Origin of the sequence: Paraburkholderia sp. UCT31 (assembly GCF_014397655.1) — a bacterium.
Taxonomy (GTDB): domain Bacteria; phylum Pseudomonadota; class Gammaproteobacteria; order Burkholderiales; family Burkholderiaceae; genus Paraburkholderia; species Paraburkholderia tuberum.
Genome location: NZ_VZQP01000019.1, coordinates 1 through 15,908, shown reverse-complemented (window position 1 = coordinate 15,908; position 15,908 = coordinate 1). Strand labels below are relative to the sequence as shown.

The 15,908-nt window shown below is 65.3% G+C and carries 12 protein-coding genes and 1 pseudogene; 8 read left to right on the top strand and 5 right to left on the bottom strand.

The genetic code is table 11. From position 1 onward, the window contains the following. Window positions 1–14: 14 nt before the first annotated feature. The 3 genes from F6X40_RS17580 (at window position 15) to F6X40_RS17570 (ending at window position 6,403) form a co-directional block, all read left to right on the top strand. Window positions 15–4,427, top strand: coding sequence for an ATP-binding protein (locus F6X40_RS17580; protein ID WP_410452420.1), 4,413 nt, complete (start codon window positions 15–17; stop codon window positions 4,425–4,427). A gap of 440 nt (window positions 4,428–4,867) precedes the next feature. Continuing rightward, entirely contained in the window at window positions 4,868–5,302 is a 435-nt protein-coding gene (locus F6X40_RS17575) for a CHRD domain-containing protein (RefSeq protein WP_184067086.1), read from the top strand. A 132-nt stretch (window positions 5,303–5,434) separates the two neighbouring features. Next, complete coding sequence (locus F6X40_RS17570) at window positions 5,435–6,403, top strand: alpha/beta hydrolase (RefSeq protein ID WP_184027049.1); 969 nt, start codon at window positions 5,435–5,437, stop codon at window positions 6,401–6,403. Here F6X40_RS17570 and F6X40_RS17565 read toward each other — a convergent pair. Next, window positions 6,370–7,209, bottom strand: a complete 840-nt coding sequence (locus tag F6X40_RS17565; RefSeq protein WP_187628713.1) for an EcsC family protein — start codon at window positions 7,207–7,209, stop codon at window positions 6,370–6,372. The genes F6X40_RS17570 and F6X40_RS17565 overlap by 34 nt on opposite strands. A 137-nt stretch (window positions 7,210–7,346) precedes the next feature. On the opposite strand from F6X40_RS17565, the gene F6X40_RS17560 reads away from it, so the two are divergent. Then, entirely contained in the window at window positions 7,347–8,942 is a 1,596-nt protein-coding gene (locus tag F6X40_RS17560; protein WP_184027056.1) for an MDR family MFS transporter, read from the top strand. 30 nt (window positions 8,943–8,972) lie between these two features. Beyond that, entirely contained in the window at window positions 8,973–9,473 is a 501-nt protein-coding gene (locus F6X40_RS17555) for a MarR family winged helix-turn-helix transcriptional regulator (RefSeq protein ID WP_187628712.1), read from the top strand. A gap of 104 nt (window positions 9,474–9,577) precedes the next feature. Here the strand turns inward: F6X40_RS17555 and F6X40_RS17550 are convergent, their stop codons facing one another. After that, window positions 9,578–10,855, bottom strand: a complete 1,278-nt coding sequence (locus F6X40_RS17550) for an amino acid deaminase (protein ID WP_184067098.1) — start codon at window positions 10,853–10,855, stop codon at window positions 9,578–9,580. 155 nt (window positions 10,856–11,010) lie between these two features. Here F6X40_RS17550 and F6X40_RS17545 point away from each other — a divergent pair, with 155 nt between their 5' ends. From F6X40_RS17545 to F6X40_RS17535, 3 genes are all read left to right on the top strand, one after another. After that, window positions 11,011–11,901: a MurR/RpiR family transcriptional regulator gene (locus F6X40_RS17545; RefSeq protein WP_090802984.1), complete on the top strand. Its 891-nt coding sequence runs from the start codon at window positions 11,011–11,013 to the stop codon at window positions 11,899–11,901. Between the two features lie 3 nt (window positions 11,902–11,904). After that, on the top strand, window positions 11,905–13,386 hold the full coding sequence (locus F6X40_RS17540) for an N-acyl-D-amino-acid deacylase family protein (RefSeq protein WP_187628711.1): 1,482 nt from the start codon (window positions 11,905–11,907) through the stop codon (window positions 13,384–13,386). Between the two features lie 71 nt (window positions 13,387–13,457). Then, window positions 13,458–13,844, top strand: coding sequence for a RidA family protein (locus tag F6X40_RS17535; RefSeq protein WP_008923846.1), 387 nt, complete (start codon window positions 13,458–13,460; stop codon window positions 13,842–13,844). Window positions 13,845–13,937: 93 nt separating this feature from the next. Here the strand turns inward: F6X40_RS17535 and queF are convergent, their stop codons facing one another. The 3 genes and pseudogenes from queF to F6X40_RS17520 form a co-directional block, all read right to left on the bottom strand. Then, a complete protein-coding gene (queF, locus tag F6X40_RS17530) occupies window positions 13,938–14,762 on the bottom strand; it encodes an NADPH-dependent 7-cyano-7-deazaguanine reductase QueF (RefSeq protein WP_184053835.1) in 825 nt (274 codons plus the stop codon). Continuing rightward, window positions 14,759–15,661: a 5'-nucleotidase gene (locus F6X40_RS17525; protein WP_184067104.1), complete on the bottom strand. Its 903-nt coding sequence runs from the start codon at window positions 15,659–15,661 to the stop codon at window positions 14,759–14,761. The genes queF and F6X40_RS17525 overlap by 4 nt, the downstream gene beginning before the upstream one ends. 23 nt (window positions 15,662–15,684) lie before the next feature. Beyond that, a pseudogene (locus F6X40_RS17520) lies at window positions 15,685–15,908 on the bottom strand (threonine ammonia-lyase, biosynthetic); the annotation flags it as partial.

The following is a 15,908-nucleotide window of genomic DNA, read 5'->3' as shown; positions in this document are numbered from 1 at the left end:
CGGATGCGGTCTGCATGGCCGGACCTGCCGGCGCTGCGTCACAGTCACCCGTAATTTCCGCAGTGGGGGCGGGTTCTTCCGCGTCGTCATCCATTGCATTTCCTGCCAGATTGACGGTCGGCATTCTCGAAGGAGGCTGGGCGCCGTTCGACATTCCGCTGGGCGGCCGGCTCGCCGGCGTCAGCGGCGACCTGTTGCGCGCGCTCGTGGGGCCGAACGTCGTCATCGAGACGAAGAGCTTTCCCGACATGGCCAAGCTGGTCGCCGCGGCTTGCGCCGGCGAGGTCGACCTGCTGACGAGCATAGCGCGCACGCCGGAGCGCGAGCGCTGCCTCAGCTTTACGGCTCCTTACTTCCACTCGTTCGCCTCGGCCGTCGTGCGTCGCGACGACGCCCGGCATGTGAACCCCACCGACCTCACCGGCGCGCGTATCGCGATCGAGCGCGGTTTTGCGCGTGAGCGTTTGTTGCGCGCAGGTTTTCCTCGCGCGAGTATCGTCCCGTTCGCGAGCACGCACGAAGCGCTGAACGCGCTACTGCATGGCGATGCAGACGTCTACTTCGGCTTCACGCCGGTCGTGCAATACGAACTGGCGACCGACGCGTATCGCAATCTGCGCGTAGCGTTCGAGCAAGGCGGCAAAGCGCTCGACCTGCGCTTTGCCGTATCGCCTCGCCAACCTGCTTTGCGCGATCAGCTAAACCGCGCGCTCGTGTCGATGAATCCCGCCGAGGCCGCCGCGATACGCGCGCGCTGGCTGTCCGGCAACTTCAACGCGGCGCCCGCGCCGCATGCACCATGCTTCACGTTGACGCCGGAAGAGAAGAACTGGCTGCGTTCGCTGCCGCCGTTGCAGGTCGGCTTCGACAACGACTGGGCGCCGTTCAGCTATGTTGATTCCGCAGGCCGCCCCGTCGGTCTGACCGCCGATTACCTCACGTACCTGAGCAGCACGCTCGGTGTCGTGTTCAACCGCGCGCGCATGGCCGACTGGGCCGCCGCCGTCGAGGCGTTCCAGCGTGGCGACCTCGCCATGCTGTCCTCCACATCGAGTCGCGCCGCGCTTCTGGTAGGCGCCGACCATAGCCGTGTATACGAGAGCGATCCGCTGGTGATCGTCGGGCGCAGTGGCGCGCCGCCCCCATGCTCGTTCGACGACATCACGTCGTGCCGCGTCGTGATGTCGCCGCATGTGGCCGGCTCGGTGCCGCTCGCGTTGGAAACGGTGCCGGTCGATCACATCGTCGTCGCGGCGAGCCTGGGCGAGGCGATGCGCATGGTCGCGAGCGGCGAGGCCGACGTGCTGGTCGGCAACGCTGCCGCGATCAACGTGCAACTGCGGCAGCACCACGTCGGCGCGCTCAGGGTGCTCGACTCGCTCGGCGAATCCGACTCGTTGTATTTTGCTGTGCGCGAGGATCTGAGCCCGCTCGTCAAGCTGATCGATCGCGCGTTGCAGGCGATGCCGGCAGCTGAAAAGCAGCGCATCCGGCGCAAGTGGGTGAGTCCCGCCGCGCCGGACAACGCCGTATGGAGCGTGACTGCGGTGCGGCTGCTGCCGGTGCTGATCGGCATCGGCGTCGTGCTGCTGGTCACGTTGCGCGCGTACGTGCTGCTGCAACGCGAAGTCCGGCTACGCAAGCAGACCGAGCGCGAACTCGCACTGCAATTGAACTTCCAGGAAACGATGATGAAGACGGTGCCGTATCCGCTCATCGCGAAAGGCCTGGACGGACGGTACATCGCGATCAACGAGGCCTATGAGAAAGCGTGCGGGCTGGAGCGGAAGGACGTGCTCGGGCGCACGACGACCGAGGTCGGCACATGGGGCGACGCAAACAGCCGCGTGCTCGACGACATCACGGGCGAGATCCTGCGCGGCGGCGGCATCGCGAAAGTCGAACTCGAGTTCGAGGACGGCGCTGGCGAGACGCGGCATGGGATTTTCTGGACGAGCGTCTGCGAGGCCAGCGATGGGCAGCCGGCGTACGTGCTTGGCACGATGGTCGACATCACCGACATCCGGCGCGCTGAAATGCGCGCGAGCGAAACCGAACGGCGCCTGTTCGACGTCACGCGCTCGTTGCCCGCCGTCGTGTTCCAGTTGCGGCGCTCGCCGTCCGGCGCGTATTCCTTTCCGTACATCGGCGGCGACACGCGGCATCTGCTCGGCGAGGGTGATTGGCATGGGGGGGCACGGGTCGATTTCCAACGAGTGTCGGAGCTGGATCGGCCGCGCGTTCTCGCCGAGCTCGAGCGTTCCGCGAGCTGCGCCTCCCCCGTGCATATGGAGTTCCGCCTGGAAAACGCCGGTCAACTAAAGTGGATGCGGGCCGAGCTGGTGCCGCGGCAAGAAGCCGATGGCAGCGTCGTTTGGAGCGGCTATTGGGTCGATGCGAGCGTCGAGCGCGCGCGTTCGGAGGAACTCGCGCGGGCACGCGACGTGGCCGAGGCGGCCTCGCGCGCGAAGGACGACTTCTTCGCGATGATGAGCCACGAAATCCGCACCCCGATGAACGGTGTGCTCGGTCTCGTCGAAGTGCTCGAGCGCACGCCGCTCAGTACCGATCAGAGCGAAATGCTCGGCATGATCCATGAGTCGGCGGGCGCGCTGCTGCAGATTCTCGATGATCTGCTCGATTATTCGAAGATCGAGGCGGGGCGGCTCACGCTCGAAGCCGAGCCGATCGATCTGCGCGAACTCGTCGATAACGCGGTCGGCCTGCTCGCGGGGCGCGCCCACGAAAAAGGGCTGAAAGTGCGCGTCGACATCGCGACCGACGCCGCCGCGACGCTCCGCGGCGACAGCGTGCGTCTGCGCCAGATTCTGTTCAATCTGCTTGGCAATGCGATCAAGTTCACGCCGAAGGGCGAGGTGGGTGTGAGCGTGGCGGTCGTCCAGGATCGCGCGGACTCGCAGACGTTGGAGCTGACCGTTGAGGACACCGGCATCGGCATCGCGCCGGATGTGCAGGCGGGCCTGTTCGAGCCGTTCGTGCAGGCTGAGTCGTCCACCACGCGGCGCTTCGGCGGCACGGGCCTTGGGCTGACGATCTGCCGCAAGCTGATCGACCTGATGAACGGCACGCTCGCGCTGCGCAGCGAACCGGGCCACGGCACGAGGATGATCGTGCGGCTGACGATGCCGATCGTCGAACGGCGCTATTCGATCAACGGTCTGCGCGGCAAACGCGCCGTCGTGATCACGCGAGATCCGCGCATCGGCCGCGCTCTCGCACACTTCGGCGAGGCGCTCGGGCTCGAACTGCGCAGCCTCTCGGCCGCTGCGGCGACGCAGGGCAAAAGCGACCTGCTGAGCCGCGCGGATCTGCTGTTCGTCGGCGAGGACGTCACGTTGCCCGTACAGATCGGCGCAAATGCGCGTGTCGTCACGCTGACCGAAAAGCCGATGCCGACGGGTTACCGCATCCTCGACGACAAGGTGCGCGTGAGCATCAATCCGATTTCGTGGCGCGGCCTCGGCGCCGCATGCGCGGCCGCGATGACGGGCCTGTCGTCGATGTCCCCGATGGTACCGCGAGCGCGAGGCGTGCCGTTCTCGACCGATGGCGTCGCGCCGCCGCCTGATCGTGAACGCGCGATCGCGAGCGGGCGACTGATTCTTGTCGCGGAAGATCACCCAGTCAATCAGGAGTTGATCCGCCATCAACTCGCCCTGCTGGGGTTCGCGTGCGACGTCGCGAACGACGGCGCCGAAGCGCTTCTCGCGCTCGAGCGCACGAGCTATGGCTGCCTGATCACGGACTGTCACATGCCGAACCTGTCCGGTTACGAACTGACTCGCCGTATCCGCGAAGCGGAGGCACTGCGCGGCGGCGCGCAGCGTCTGCCGATACTCGGCATCACGGCCAACACCGCGCCCGACGACCTGAGGCTGTGCCGCGAAGCCGGCATGGACGACAGTCTGATCAAGCCGACTCGGCTCGCCACGTTGCGCGACTACCTGAGCCACTGGTTTGGCACCGACACCGTTCGGCACCCCGCGCCGGCAGAAACATGCGGTCGCGAATCGTCTGCGCCGGCCGGCGAGCGGCAGATCACGCAGCGCGTCGGTGTCGAACCGTACGTGCCCATCGAACTAGCACACATGACGCAGTTATGGGGAAGCGAGTCGACGGTCAAGGCGTTGCTCGGTTCATTCATCTCGTCGATGCGCGAAGACTTCAACGCGCTTGCGACGTTACTCGAACGCGCGGACACGGGGCGGGTGCCCGAGTGGCTGCATCGGGTGATGGGGGCGGCCAGCGTGCTGCGGTATCAGCCACTCGTACACGCGCTCGAAGCCTATCGTCGCGACATTGTCGCGAAGTCGCCCGAGCAGTTGCGTAACGAGGGGCATGCGCTAATCCGCCAATGCGAGGCGATGCTCGATGGCATCGAACAGCAGGCCGCATTGCTCGCCTAGCGGGCGGCGGGCGGTGACCTCGCGCGAATACGCGGCCGATTCAAACGGGCGCGACCAAAATCGGGACGAAAAAAAACGCGGCCGAAGCCGCGTTAAAGATTTGGAGACATCCTTCGATGAAGGAGTCACTTCTCGCAAATCGAAGCATACCAGGAACGGCGTCATTTATTCATTGCAAATCGCGCAATTAACTTTTTGATTAAATCGATTAAAACGATTTCGCACTACGTTTTTGCCGGTATTTTAGGCATATCGCGACGAACGCCTGTGCGCATTGCGCACCTTGCCTTCTGTTTTAATCACAGTCCGGTTCGAATTAAAGCGGCCCGCGCAAGCCACCATCCCAACCTCACCGGCTCCAAATGATTTGCACTAGTATGTGGAAGCTCCGCACGGCCGACACGGGTGCCGCGGCGGCGCGTCAATGTCCGGAGAAGACCATGATTTCGCTGCGAAAATTGAATCTGGCCGTGGTGGTGTGGGCGCTTGCGTCGGGCGCTGCGTTCGCGGATACGGTTGCGCTGAAGGCGAATCTCCAGCCGTCGAGCGAAGTGCCGCCGCGCGTGAGTCGCGGGCACGGCATGCTGAATGCGACCTTCGACACGTCCACCCAATCGCTGCAGTGGACTGTTACTTACGAAGGCTTGAGCAGTCCGGTCACCGCGGCGCATTTCCACGGTCCCGCGCCGGTTGGCCAGAACGCGAAGGTCCAGGTGCCGATCGAGAAGAATGGCCTCGCGAGTCCGATCAAAGGCACGGCGAAGCTGACCGAGCAGCAGGTCACGGATCTGATGGCGGGGCAGTGGTACTTCAATGTTCATACCGCGCAGAATCCGACGGGCGAAATTCGCGGGCAGGTGTTGCCGGCGAACTAGGCGCGGGCCTCGCGTGGGCCGAGCGCGCGTGCCGCGGCCAAAAGCAGCTTCACACCGTTAGAACCCGCCAACCAACGGCGCCCCCGCCACCGCCCGTACCATGACGGGACTTCAACGAAGGAGCATGTCCCGATGAGCTGGCAAAGCGCGCTCGCTTGCTGGTATTTGCGCAGGCAGTTCCGGCCCGAAACCCTCAAGCCGTCTATCAACGTCGAGCGGGCGCGCGCGCTGACCTCGAAGCGGGTGTGGTCGCCACGCGTGCCGCGCGGCTGGCATCTTCGCGAAACGTATGGCGCGGGCGAGGCGCCGCTCGTCGGCGAATGGCTGGAACGCGTGGACGGCGGCACGGCCGGCGGCGCGGAGCCGACGGTGCTGTATTGCCACGGTGGAGGCTACTACTTCTGCTCGCCGCGCACGCATCGGTCGCTAACGTTCGCTCTCGCTACCCGCGCAGACGCGCGGCTCTTCTCCCTCGACTACCGCCTCGCGCCCGAGCATCGCTTTCCGGCCGCGCTTGAGGACGCCACCGCCGCCTATCGACAGCTGCTCGCGATGGGCATCGCACCGAGCTCGATCGTGGTCGCCGGCGACTCGGCCGGCGGCGGCCTCGCGCTCGCCACGCTGGTCGCGCTGCGCGACGCCGGCGCACCGATGCCCGCTGGCGGCCTGTTGTTCTCGCCGTGGACCGATCTGGCGACGACCGGCGCGAGCCTGCGCACCAACGACAGCGTCGATCCGATGTTCTGTGGCGCCTCGATCGAGCGCGCGGCCAAGGTTTATCTCGGCGACGCGCCGGCCACGCATCCGTACGCGTCGCCGGTCTACGCGGACCTGCGCGGTCTGCCACCGCTGTTCTTGCAGGCGGGCAGCACCGAGGTGCTGCTCGACGACGCGCGCCGCGTCGCCGACCATGCGCACGCGGCAGGAGTCGATTGCGAATGCGAGGTGTGGAAAAACCTGCCGCACGTGTGGCCGATGTTCGCGCCGTTCATGCCGGAGGCGAACCGCGCGCTCGATCGCGCGGCCGCGTTCGTGCGACGCGCGACGAGCCGCGCCGCGAACAGGGCTCAGGCGTCGAGCGTGACGTCGAGCGTCCGATAGACGGCTTCGATCGTTTGCTGGCCGTATTGCCGCTCGAGCCGCCGCACGGTGAAGTGCCCGTGCGCGACCTGCTGGAAGTGATCGATAAACACGGTGTTGACCATCGCGCCGAGCACCGCGCCGATCGCGGGAATCGATTTGGCAGCGATCTGTTCGCTGACCTGCACCGAAAAGCGCGCGGCGATCGCGTTGAGCAGCCGCAGCAGCGCCGCCGAGCCGTGAGTCGTGAAGCCCTTGCTGGCCACCTCGGACGACGCCCTCGACACCGCCTGCGCTAGCGCGCCGCGCATGAAGAAGTAGCCGAGGTCGGCGTCGTCGTCCTCGCTCGATGTACCGCCCATGCCGAGCACGGTCAGGCATTGCAGCTGCGTGTCGACCGAGGTCAGGTCCTCGCCCTCGCTGCGCGCGATGTCGCAGATCGAGCGGAACATCAGCGTAGTCGTGACCGGCAGCTCGACTGGCAGCGCGATCAATCCAAACGCCCCGCCGGCCGCGCCGGTGGTCGCGACCGCGAACTTGTGCAGCAGGTTGTTCGGTTTGTCGGGCGCGAGAAGCCTGGCGTCGTCGCGCCGGCCGAGCGTGCGTAGCGCGATCGACAGACATTTGCGCAACGCGGCCTGCGTCGCATCGGACACTTTTTGGTTGGCGAACGCCGGGATGCGCGATAGCAGCTTCTCGATCGGCGCGCCGACGACGCTCGCGAGCTTCATCGTGAGCGCGGGGCTTTCGAGCTGGTGTTTCGCGCGCCGCAGCGCGGCGAGGTCCTGCTCCGATAAGGATGGTGTTGCGAGCGAACTCGGCTGCATGGGCCTCCCTGGCATGTCGTGTCTTGCCTACTTGAAGTCAGTCTACCGCGTTGCAAGACGCGTTCCGTCCCGCTTGGAGCGTCGCACCATGGTATGATCCACAATCTTTTGACACGTCAACTTTTGCTCCATCAAAAATGGCTGTCCATACCGCCGCTCACCATTCGAGTGGGCAAGTCTTACCGTTCCGCGAATCCCTGCTGGCCATGCTCGGCATCTCGTTCGTCACGATGCTGGTCGCGCTCGACCAGACCGTGGTCGGCACCGCGCTGCCCACCATCGTGTCCGAACTCCGGGGCTTCGAGTTGTACGCATGGGTCGCAACCTCGTATCTGCTGACCTCGGTGATCACCGTGCCGATTTTCGGGCGGCTTGGCGATTATTACGGGCGCAAGCCGTTCGTGATTGCGTCGATCGTCGTGTTTACCGGCGCCTCGGTGCTGTGCGGCGCGGCCAACAGCATGCTGTTTCTCGTGCTCGCGCGCGGGTTGCAGGGCATTGGCGGCGGCATGCTCGTCGGCACCGCGTTCGCCTGCATTCCCGATCTGTTCCCCGATTCCGTCGTGCGGCTGCGCTGGCAGGTGCTGATGAGCTCGGCGTTCGGCATCGCCAATGCGGTCGGCCCGTCGCTCGGCGGTTTTCTCACGCAGTACTACGGCTGGCGCTCGGTGTTCTATGTGAATTTGCCGGTCGGGCTGCTGTCGCTGTTTTTCGTCTGGCGTTTCCTGCCGCATCTGCGGCACGTCGAACATACCGGCAAAATGCGGCTCGACTGGCCCGGCGCGCTGCTGATCGCGATCGCGCTCGGCTCACTGCAGCTGTTCGTCGAATTGCTGCCGAAGCACGGCATCACGCTGAGCGCGTTCGCGCTGCTCGGGCTCGCCGTCGCGTCGGCCGTCACGCTGTGGAAATGGGAAAAGCGCTGCCCGACCGCGATCCTGCCCGTCGACATGTTCCGCAACCGCAGTCTGGCCGCGCTGTTCACGCTGGCCGTGCTCGGCGGCTTCACGATGTTCTCGCTGCTGTTCTACGCACCGCTGCTGTTCCAGGGCGGCTTCGGCATGTCGCCGAAAGAGGCGGGCCTCGTGATCACGCCGCTCGTCGTGTTCATCACGATCGGCAGTATCGCGAACGGGCGCGTCGTGTCGCGGGTGAAGAATCCGAACCTGATGCTGTACATCGGCTTTGCGATGGTCGCGCTGTCATGCCTTGGCATCGTCGTCGCGACCCGTTCGATGCAGCAATGGGTGCTGATGTCGTTCATGGTCGTCGGCGGCCTCGGGCTCGGCTTCGTGATGCCGAACCTGACGATCTTCGCGCAGCAGACCGCGGGCCGCGAACACCTCGGCATCGCGACCGCGCTGCTGCAGTCGCTGCGGATGATCGGTGGCATGATCGGCACAGCGCTGACCGGCACGCTCGTGACCCACATGTACAAGAGCGGTGTGCGCAATGCGCTCGAAGGCGCGGGCGCGTCGCACTGGTTCGCCGATCTCGGCGATCCGCAGATCCTGATCAACCGCGATGCGCAGACCACGCTCGTCGACCAGTTGACCCACGCTGGCCACAACGGCGCGATGTTGCTCGAAAGTGCGCGCGAGGCGCTGGTCGGGGCGATTCATCTGGGTCTCGCGATGGCCGCGGTGATCGCCGTCGTGTCGGTGTGGCAAACCCGCCGCGTGCCGCCGATCAAGCTGCAGCGCAAGCTCGAGCCGGTGATTCACGCAGACTGATTTTTGAACTTGGTGTTGGACAGGCAGATTATGGAAGAACAGGACCGCGTCGCCGTCATGCAGCAATTTGGTCGCACGTATCGGGCGTTCATGTCGGCATTCGAGGCCCAGGTGGGGCATCCGTTGCCACGCTGGCGCATTCTGCTCGCGCTGCGCGAGCAGGCCGGCGAGTCGTCGCAGAAGCGGCTCGTCGAGCGGTTGCGCGTCGATCCTGGCGCGCTCACGCGACAGCTGAAGGCGCTCGAAGGGTTGGGCTGGATCGCGCGCAGCATGGATACGCGCGATAACCGCGTGACCAACGTGCGTCTGACCGAAGCGGGCCACGCCGCGACCGAAGAGAGCCTGCCGCGTCGCAACGCGTTCTTGCACGACACCATGGCCGGGTTGCCGGATGAGGCGCTCGCGGCGTTGTCGAGCGCGCTGAAAATGTTGGAGACGCGCATCGGCGAGGTGACGGCCAACGCCAGCGCCGCGACCGTGGCCGCCGCGCCGCAGGAGACCGCTGGCGACGAGGCGGCGCAGCGCATGTGATTTTTAGTCCGCGCGTGGCGATAAAAAAGGCTGTGAGCCCAGGGGCGCACAGCCTTTTTCTTTAGCGGAACAGATCGCGCTTCAGTCAGCGCGGCGTGGTCCGATCAGAAGAACGTCTCGATCACTTCCTTCACGCGATACTGCGGATCGACGACCAGCACCTGCTTCCACTTGTCGAACGTCAGGCACGGATGCGAGATGTCGAACGCGATCATGTCGCCCACTTTCAGATCGGCGCCGGCGGGAATCCGCAGATACGCGTGCTGATCCATCAGACCGAAGATCTCCCAGCCCTCGCTCGCGGCGATGTCGCGCGGCGCTTGCTGGCCCGGGCGATAGTGGCGCGCCGGCTCCGGCATGCCTGCGTCGAACGCGGAGTCGCGTTTGCCGAGGCCGATGATCGCGCGATCCGGCTCGGGAATGGACTGCACGTACGCCCACAATTGCAGGGCCGGCAGCAACCCTTCGCCCATTTTCTTCGCGACAGGATTGCGCTTGAAAATGTCGGTCTGCGCCTTGCGATAGATGCCGACGTCATGCGTCAGATAGCAGCCGGGACGCAGCACGACCTCGACCTTGCCGGATTGCGTCGCCTGCGCAAACTCTTCGGCGACCACGTCGTACCACGCCGATCCCGCGCCCGATAGCACCGCCGGCGAGCGCGCGAAACGCCCCTGCTCGACAAGTTCGCGAGTGACCGCAACCGCGCCTTGCAGGAACGCGCGCACTTCGGGTTCTTCCTTCAGCACGCCCTCGTACAGTTCGACCCCCGCGAGCTTCAGCACGTCCGGATAGCGCGCGATCGCGTCGAGCACCGCGTTGCGCTGCGCTTCGTCGCGCACGCCGGTGCGTCCACCCGGCACGCCGAGTTCGAGCAGCACCTGCAGCGGCTTCTTCACCGAGGTGAAGAATTCGCCGAGTTGCTCGACGCCTTCAGCCGAATCGACGAGGCAGAAGAATTCGAAATCCGGATCGCTGAGCAATTCGGCGATCATCATCATGTTGTGACGGCCGACCAGCTGATTCGCCATCAGGATGCGCGAGACGCCGCCGTGGTACGCCGCGCGCACCTGATGAGCGGTGGCGAGCGTGATGCCCCACGCACCGGTTTCGAGCTGGCGGCGAAACAGTTGTGGCGCCATCGTTGTCTTACCGTGAGGCGCGAGCTTGACGCCGTATTCGGCAACGAACGCCTGCATCCACTTCAGGTTGTGCTCGACGCGATCGGCGTACAGCACGGCGGCCGGCAGGCTGACGTCCTCGGCGAGCAGGTTCCACTCGAGGCGCGCGGCGTCCGTCAGCTGGATGCTCGTGCCCGGAACCATGCCCAAGCCCTTGCTATAAGGATCAATCGTCGCGCCATGATAGTTTGTAACTTTCATGTCTCCGTGCTCCATCGTCCGGGTAAATTGAGTCAGATTTGACTTTACCATGTTATCGAAAGTACGATGTCTGAACGAATGTTATTTAGTACCATGGGTTTCGAAGGCCGCCGGAAAGGGCCGCGAAAGCCGTGCCGCGAACCCCACCGCCTGCCATGAACCGTAGCGCCGAACCGCTCGCTTTCGACATCGTCGCGCGCATTGCCGAGTGCGCGCCGGAGTTGCGCTCGGCCGAACGCAAGGTCGCCGCGCTGATCCTCGACGATCTGACCGGCGCGTCGCGCGCGAGCATCGGCGCGCTGGCACAGCAGGCCGAGGTCAGCATCGCGACCGTCACGCGCTTCGCGAAGGCGGTCGGCTGCCGCGACGTGCGCGAACTCAAGCTGCGGCTCGCGCAGGCGGCCGCGGTCGGTCAGCGGTTTCTCGAGCGCGACACCGCAAGCGACGCACCCGAGCCGATCGCCACGCGCGTCTTCGACGAGTTGCAAACGGCGCTCGCGCACAATCATCAACTGCTGCGCCAGGCGCCGCTCGCCGAAGCGGCGGCCGCGCTGCGCGATGCGCGCATGATCTACGTGTTCGGCATGGGCGGCGGCTCGACCGCGCTCGCTGACGAAATGCGTTTCAGGCTCGTGCGCCTCGGCCGCCCGGTCGCGACCTATCAGGACGGGCTGTTGCAGCGCATGGTGGCGAGCACGGTGTCGCGCGAGTGCGTCGTGATCGCGCTGTCCACCACGGGGCGCGTGCCCGAGATGGTCGAGAACTGCAAGATCGCGCGCAGCTACGGTGCGACGGTGGTCGCGCTGACGGCGCCCGCGTCGCCGCTGGCAAAGCTCGCCAACTGGCTGATCCCGATCGTCGCGTTCGAAACCGATTTCATTTACAAGCCGTCGTCGTCCCGTTACGCGATGATGATGGCGCTCGATGTGCTCGTCACCGAACTTGCCGTCAGTCAGGGCGACGAAAGCCGCGAATTGCTGCGCCGCATGAAGCACGCGCTCGACGCGCACCGCGGCGGCGGCGATCGACAACCGTTAGGAGATTGATCCATGCATTCGCATCCCGAAGCGGCCGACACGCTGATCGTCGGCGCGCAACTGTACGACGGCACGGGCGCGCCGCCCGTCGAGCGCGACGTGGCGATCCGCGACGGGCGCATCGCCGCGATCGGCAATCTGTCGAACTGGCTCGCCGAAGAGGTGATCGAGGCCGAGGGGCGCGCGCTCGCGCCGGGCTTTATCGACGTACACACGCACGACGACACGCATGTGATCCGCTCGCCGCAGATGCTGCCCAAGATCACCCAGGGCGTGACGACGGTGATCGTCGGCAATTGCGGGATCAGCGCGTCGCCGGTATCGCTGAAGGGCGATCCGCCCGATCCGATGAACCTGCTCGGCGAGCGCGACGCGTTCCAGTACCCGACCTTCGCCGACTATGTGAACGCGGTGAACGCCGCGCGGCCGGCGGTGAACGTCGGCGCGCTGATCGGCCACACGGCGTTGCGCAACAACCAGATGGACCGGCTCGATCGCGCGGCGACTGCCGAGGAAATCGAGCGCATGTGCGCGCAGCTCGAGGAAGCGCTCGCGCACGGCGCGCTCGGTCTCAGCTCGGGGCTCGCATACGGTTCGGCGTTCGCCGCGCCGACCGAGGAAGTGATGGCGCTCGCCGAGCCGCTCGCGGCCGCGGGCGCGCTGTACACGACCCATATGCGCACCGAGTTCGACGCGATTCTCGACGCGATGGACGAGGCCTACCGCGTCGGTCGTCATGCGCGTGTGCCGGTCGTGATCTCGCATCTGAAGTGCGCGGGGCCGTCGAACTGGGGGCGCAGCGTCGAGGTGCTGAAGTCGCTCGAAGGCGCGCGCGGCGGGCAGCCGGTCGGTTGCGACTGCTATCCGTACAACCGCAGCTCGTCGACGCTCGATCTGAAGCAGGTGACAGGCGACATCGACATCACGATCACGTGGTCCGAGCCGCATCCGGAAATGGCGGGCAAGCTGATCAAGGAAGTCGCGGCCGAATGGGGCGTCTCGCAGCAGGAGGCGGGCAAGCGCCTGCAGCCGGCCGGCGCGGTCTATCACAACATGTCCGAAGACGACGTGCGGCGCATCCTGTCGCATCCTGCGACGATGGTCGGTTCCGACGGCCTGCCGAACGATCCGCTGCCGCATCCGCGGCTGTGGGGCGCGTTTCCGCGCGTGCTCGGTCACTATGCGCGCGATACCGCTTTGCTGCCGCTCGAGGAAGCGGTGCGCAAGATGACGAGCCTGTCCGCGCGCCGCTTCGGACTCGCGCAACGCGGCGAAGTGCATATCGGCTATCACGCCGACCTCGTGCTGTTCGATCCGGCGAAAGTGCATGACGTGGCGACGTTCGACAAGCCCCAGCAGCCCGCTGCCGGCATCGACGCGGTGTGGGTCAACGGCGTGCTGTCGTATCGCGATGGCGCGGTGACGGGCGAGCGGGCTGGCCGGTTCGTCACGCGCGGCGCGCCGTCGAAGGGCGATGCGCAGGGCGCGTTCTGATTTTTTATCGATTGATGGCGGCACGCGCGGCGAGGGCGCCGCGCGTGCCCGACTTTTTAAGGAGTGTGACGATGAAGCGATATGGCGTGGAAGGCGGAAAGGGAACGGGCGGTCAGGTGATGCCGTTCGCGCGCGCGGTCGAGGCGGACGGCTGGCTGTTCGTATCGGGCCAGACGCCGATGGAAAACGGCGAAGTGATCAACGGCGGCATCGTCGAGCAATCGCACAAGGCGATCCAGAACGTGTTCGCGATCCTGAAGGAAGCGGGCTATGGCGCCGAGCACGTCGTGCGTTGCGGCGTGTGGCTCGACGATCCGCGCGACTTCGCGTCGTTCAACAAGGTGTTTCGCGAGTATTTTGGCGAGAATCCGCCGGCGCGCGCGTGCGTGGTGTCGTCGATGGTGATCGACTGCAAGGTCGAGGTGGATTGCGTCGCTTATAAGAAGCCGGCGGCCTGATCGCTTTGATGGCTTTCATGTGACGAGGGCGCCGCAGGTCGTGATGGCCTGCGGCGCCCTCGTCGCGTTTACCGCTGCTTTTTTGCGTTGGAGTTACTGCCGCGCGAGCCGCATGTTGTCCGGCATCGGCAGGTTGTAGTTGGTGCGGAACGGGTTGATGTCGAGCCCGCCGCGGCGCGTGTAGCGCGCATACACGGCGAGCTTCAGCGGTTTGCACATCTTCATGATGTCGACGAAGATTCGCTCGACGCATTGCTCATGAAACCCCGTGTGATTGCGGTACGAGATGATGTATCGCAAGAGGCCCGCGTGATCGATCTGCGGGCCGGCGTAGTGGATCTGCACGCTGCCCCAGTCCGGCTGACCGGTCACCGGGCAGTTCGACTTCAGCAGGTTCGAGAACAGCGTTTCCTCGACCGGCGCTTCGTCGCGCGCGGCGCTCAAAAGTGACGCGTCCGGCTGATAGACGCTCGCCTCGAGTTCGAGCCGGTCGAGCGACAGACCGGCGAATTCTTCCATTTTCAGCTTGCCGAATTCGTGCGGTGTGCTCAGATGTACCGACACGGTCGCGCCGCACGACGCGGACACGTCGCGCCTGATCGTGTCGCGCACGCTCTCGGCCGAGTCGAACGCAGTCTGCGCGAACGAGCCCAGATACAGCTTGAACGATTTCGACTCGACGATGTTCGGCGAGTCGGCCGGCACGAAGAACGTCGCGACGGCGATCTGCGGCTTGCCGCGCGCGTTCAGCCACGACAGCTCGTAGGCGTTCCAGATGTCGGTGCCGAAAAACGGCAGTCGCGCGGTAATGCCGATCGCCTCGCGCGCATGGCTGCGCGCAATCGGAAATAGCAGCGTCGGATCGTATTGTTCGGTGTAAGTCGAGGACTTGCCGAGCGGGGATTGTTCGGGGGTCATGATGCGTTCACGATGCCACTCAGCACGTGCCCGGTCGCGGTTACGACGCGGGCCGATTCGCAGTGGCCGATCTGGTCGTCGAAGAAAAAGTCGGGCTCGAACTCGCGCAGAAATGCGCTTTTGTCGAGGCCGCCGAGGAACATCGCTTCGTCGATTTCGATGTTCCATGCCATCAGGGTGCGGATCGCGCGCTCATGCGCGGGAGCCGAGCGCGCCGTCACCAGCGCCGTGCGAATGCGCATCGGCGCGGCCGCGTCCGCGAGTTTTTGCAGCCGGTGGAGTGCTTCGAGCAGCGGCTTGAGCGGACCGTCCGCGAGCGGCAGATGCTTGTTGTCGATCTCGTGACCGACGAACGCGCGCAGGCCGTCTTGCTGGAAGATGCGTTCCGCTTCGTCGGAAAACAAGACCGCGTCGCCGTCGAACGCAATGCGGATTTCGTCCGGGTATTTGCTCGCCATTTTCGCCGATTCCGGCAACACGCGTGCGGCTGGGAAGCCAGCGGCGAGCGCATCGCGCACGTCGTGCTGATTCGCCGACAAAAACAGCGAAGCGTTCAGCGGCTTCAGATAACCGAACGGCGCGCGGCCGCGCGTGAACACGCCGCGCTCGATCGCGAGCCCGTGTTCGCGGCAGGAATGAAACGCGCGCAGACCGCTGATCGGATCGCTGCGCGACAGGATCACCACTTCGACGCGATGATCGCCGGCGTTCAGCGCAAGCAGCTTGCGGATCAGCGGAAACGCGACGCCCGGTTTCGCGGGCACGTTCAGACGCTCGCGCTGCAACGCTTCGTAAGCCTTCAGGTCGCCGGCCTCGTAGACACGGTTCTCTTCCTCGAAGTCGAACAGTGCGCGCGACGAGATTGCGACCACCAGTTTGTCGACGAGCGAAAGCGCCATCGTTGCGTTCCGGTTCGAAGAGATCAGGCGAGGAAGAGACGATAGACCGGATTTTTCGTCTCTTCCCAGCACGGATAGCCGAGCGTTTCGATGAAGCGCTCGAACGCCGCGTGGTCGCTCCCGGGCACCTGAATGCCGACCAGAATCGAGCTGTAGTCCGCGCCCTGGTTGCGGTAGTGGAACAGGCTGATGTTCCAGTTCGGCGCCATCGACGACAGGAATTTCATCAGCGCGCCCGGACGTTCCG

Excerpts from the sequence above, each read along its gene's own strand:
- F6X40_RS17580 (WP_410452420.1), top strand. The coding sequence starts at position 15 with ATGGCCGGACCTGCCGGCGCTGCGTCACAGTCACCCGTAATTTCCGCA.
- F6X40_RS17575 (WP_184067086.1), top strand. The coding sequence starts at position 4,868 with ATGATTTCGCTGCGAAAATTGAATCTGGCCGTGGTGGTGTGGGCGCTT.
- F6X40_RS17570 (WP_184027049.1), top strand. The coding sequence starts at position 5,435 with ATGAGCTGGCAAAGCGCGCTCGCTTGCTGGTATTTGCGCAGGCAGTTC.
- F6X40_RS17565 (WP_187628713.1), bottom strand. The coding sequence starts at position 7,209 with ATGCAGCCGAGTTCGCTCGCAACACCATCCTTATCGGAGCAGGACCTC.
- F6X40_RS17560 (WP_184027056.1), top strand. The coding sequence starts at position 7,347 with ATGGCTGTCCATACCGCCGCTCACCATTCGAGTGGGCAAGTCTTACCG.
- F6X40_RS17555 (WP_187628712.1), top strand. The coding sequence starts at position 8,973 with ATGGAAGAACAGGACCGCGTCGCCGTCATGCAGCAATTTGGTCGCACG.
- F6X40_RS17550 (WP_184067098.1), bottom strand. The coding sequence starts at position 10,855 with ATGAAAGTTACAAACTATCATGGCGCGACGATTGATCCTTATAGCAAG.
- F6X40_RS17545 (WP_090802984.1), top strand. The coding sequence starts at position 11,011 with ATGAACCGTAGCGCCGAACCGCTCGCTTTCGACATCGTCGCGCGCATT.
- F6X40_RS17540 (WP_187628711.1), top strand. The coding sequence starts at position 11,905 with ATGCATTCGCATCCCGAAGCGGCCGACACGCTGATCGTCGGCGCGCAA.
- F6X40_RS17535 (WP_008923846.1), top strand. The coding sequence starts at position 13,458 with ATGAAGCGATATGGCGTGGAAGGCGGAAAGGGAACGGGCGGTCAGGTG.
- queF (WP_184053835.1), bottom strand. The coding sequence starts at position 14,762 with ATGACCCCCGAACAATCCCCGCTCGGCAAGTCCTCGACTTACACCGAA.
- F6X40_RS17525 (WP_184067104.1), bottom strand. The coding sequence starts at position 15,661 with ATGGCGCTTTCGCTCGTCGACAAACTGGTGGTCGCAATCTCGTCGCGC.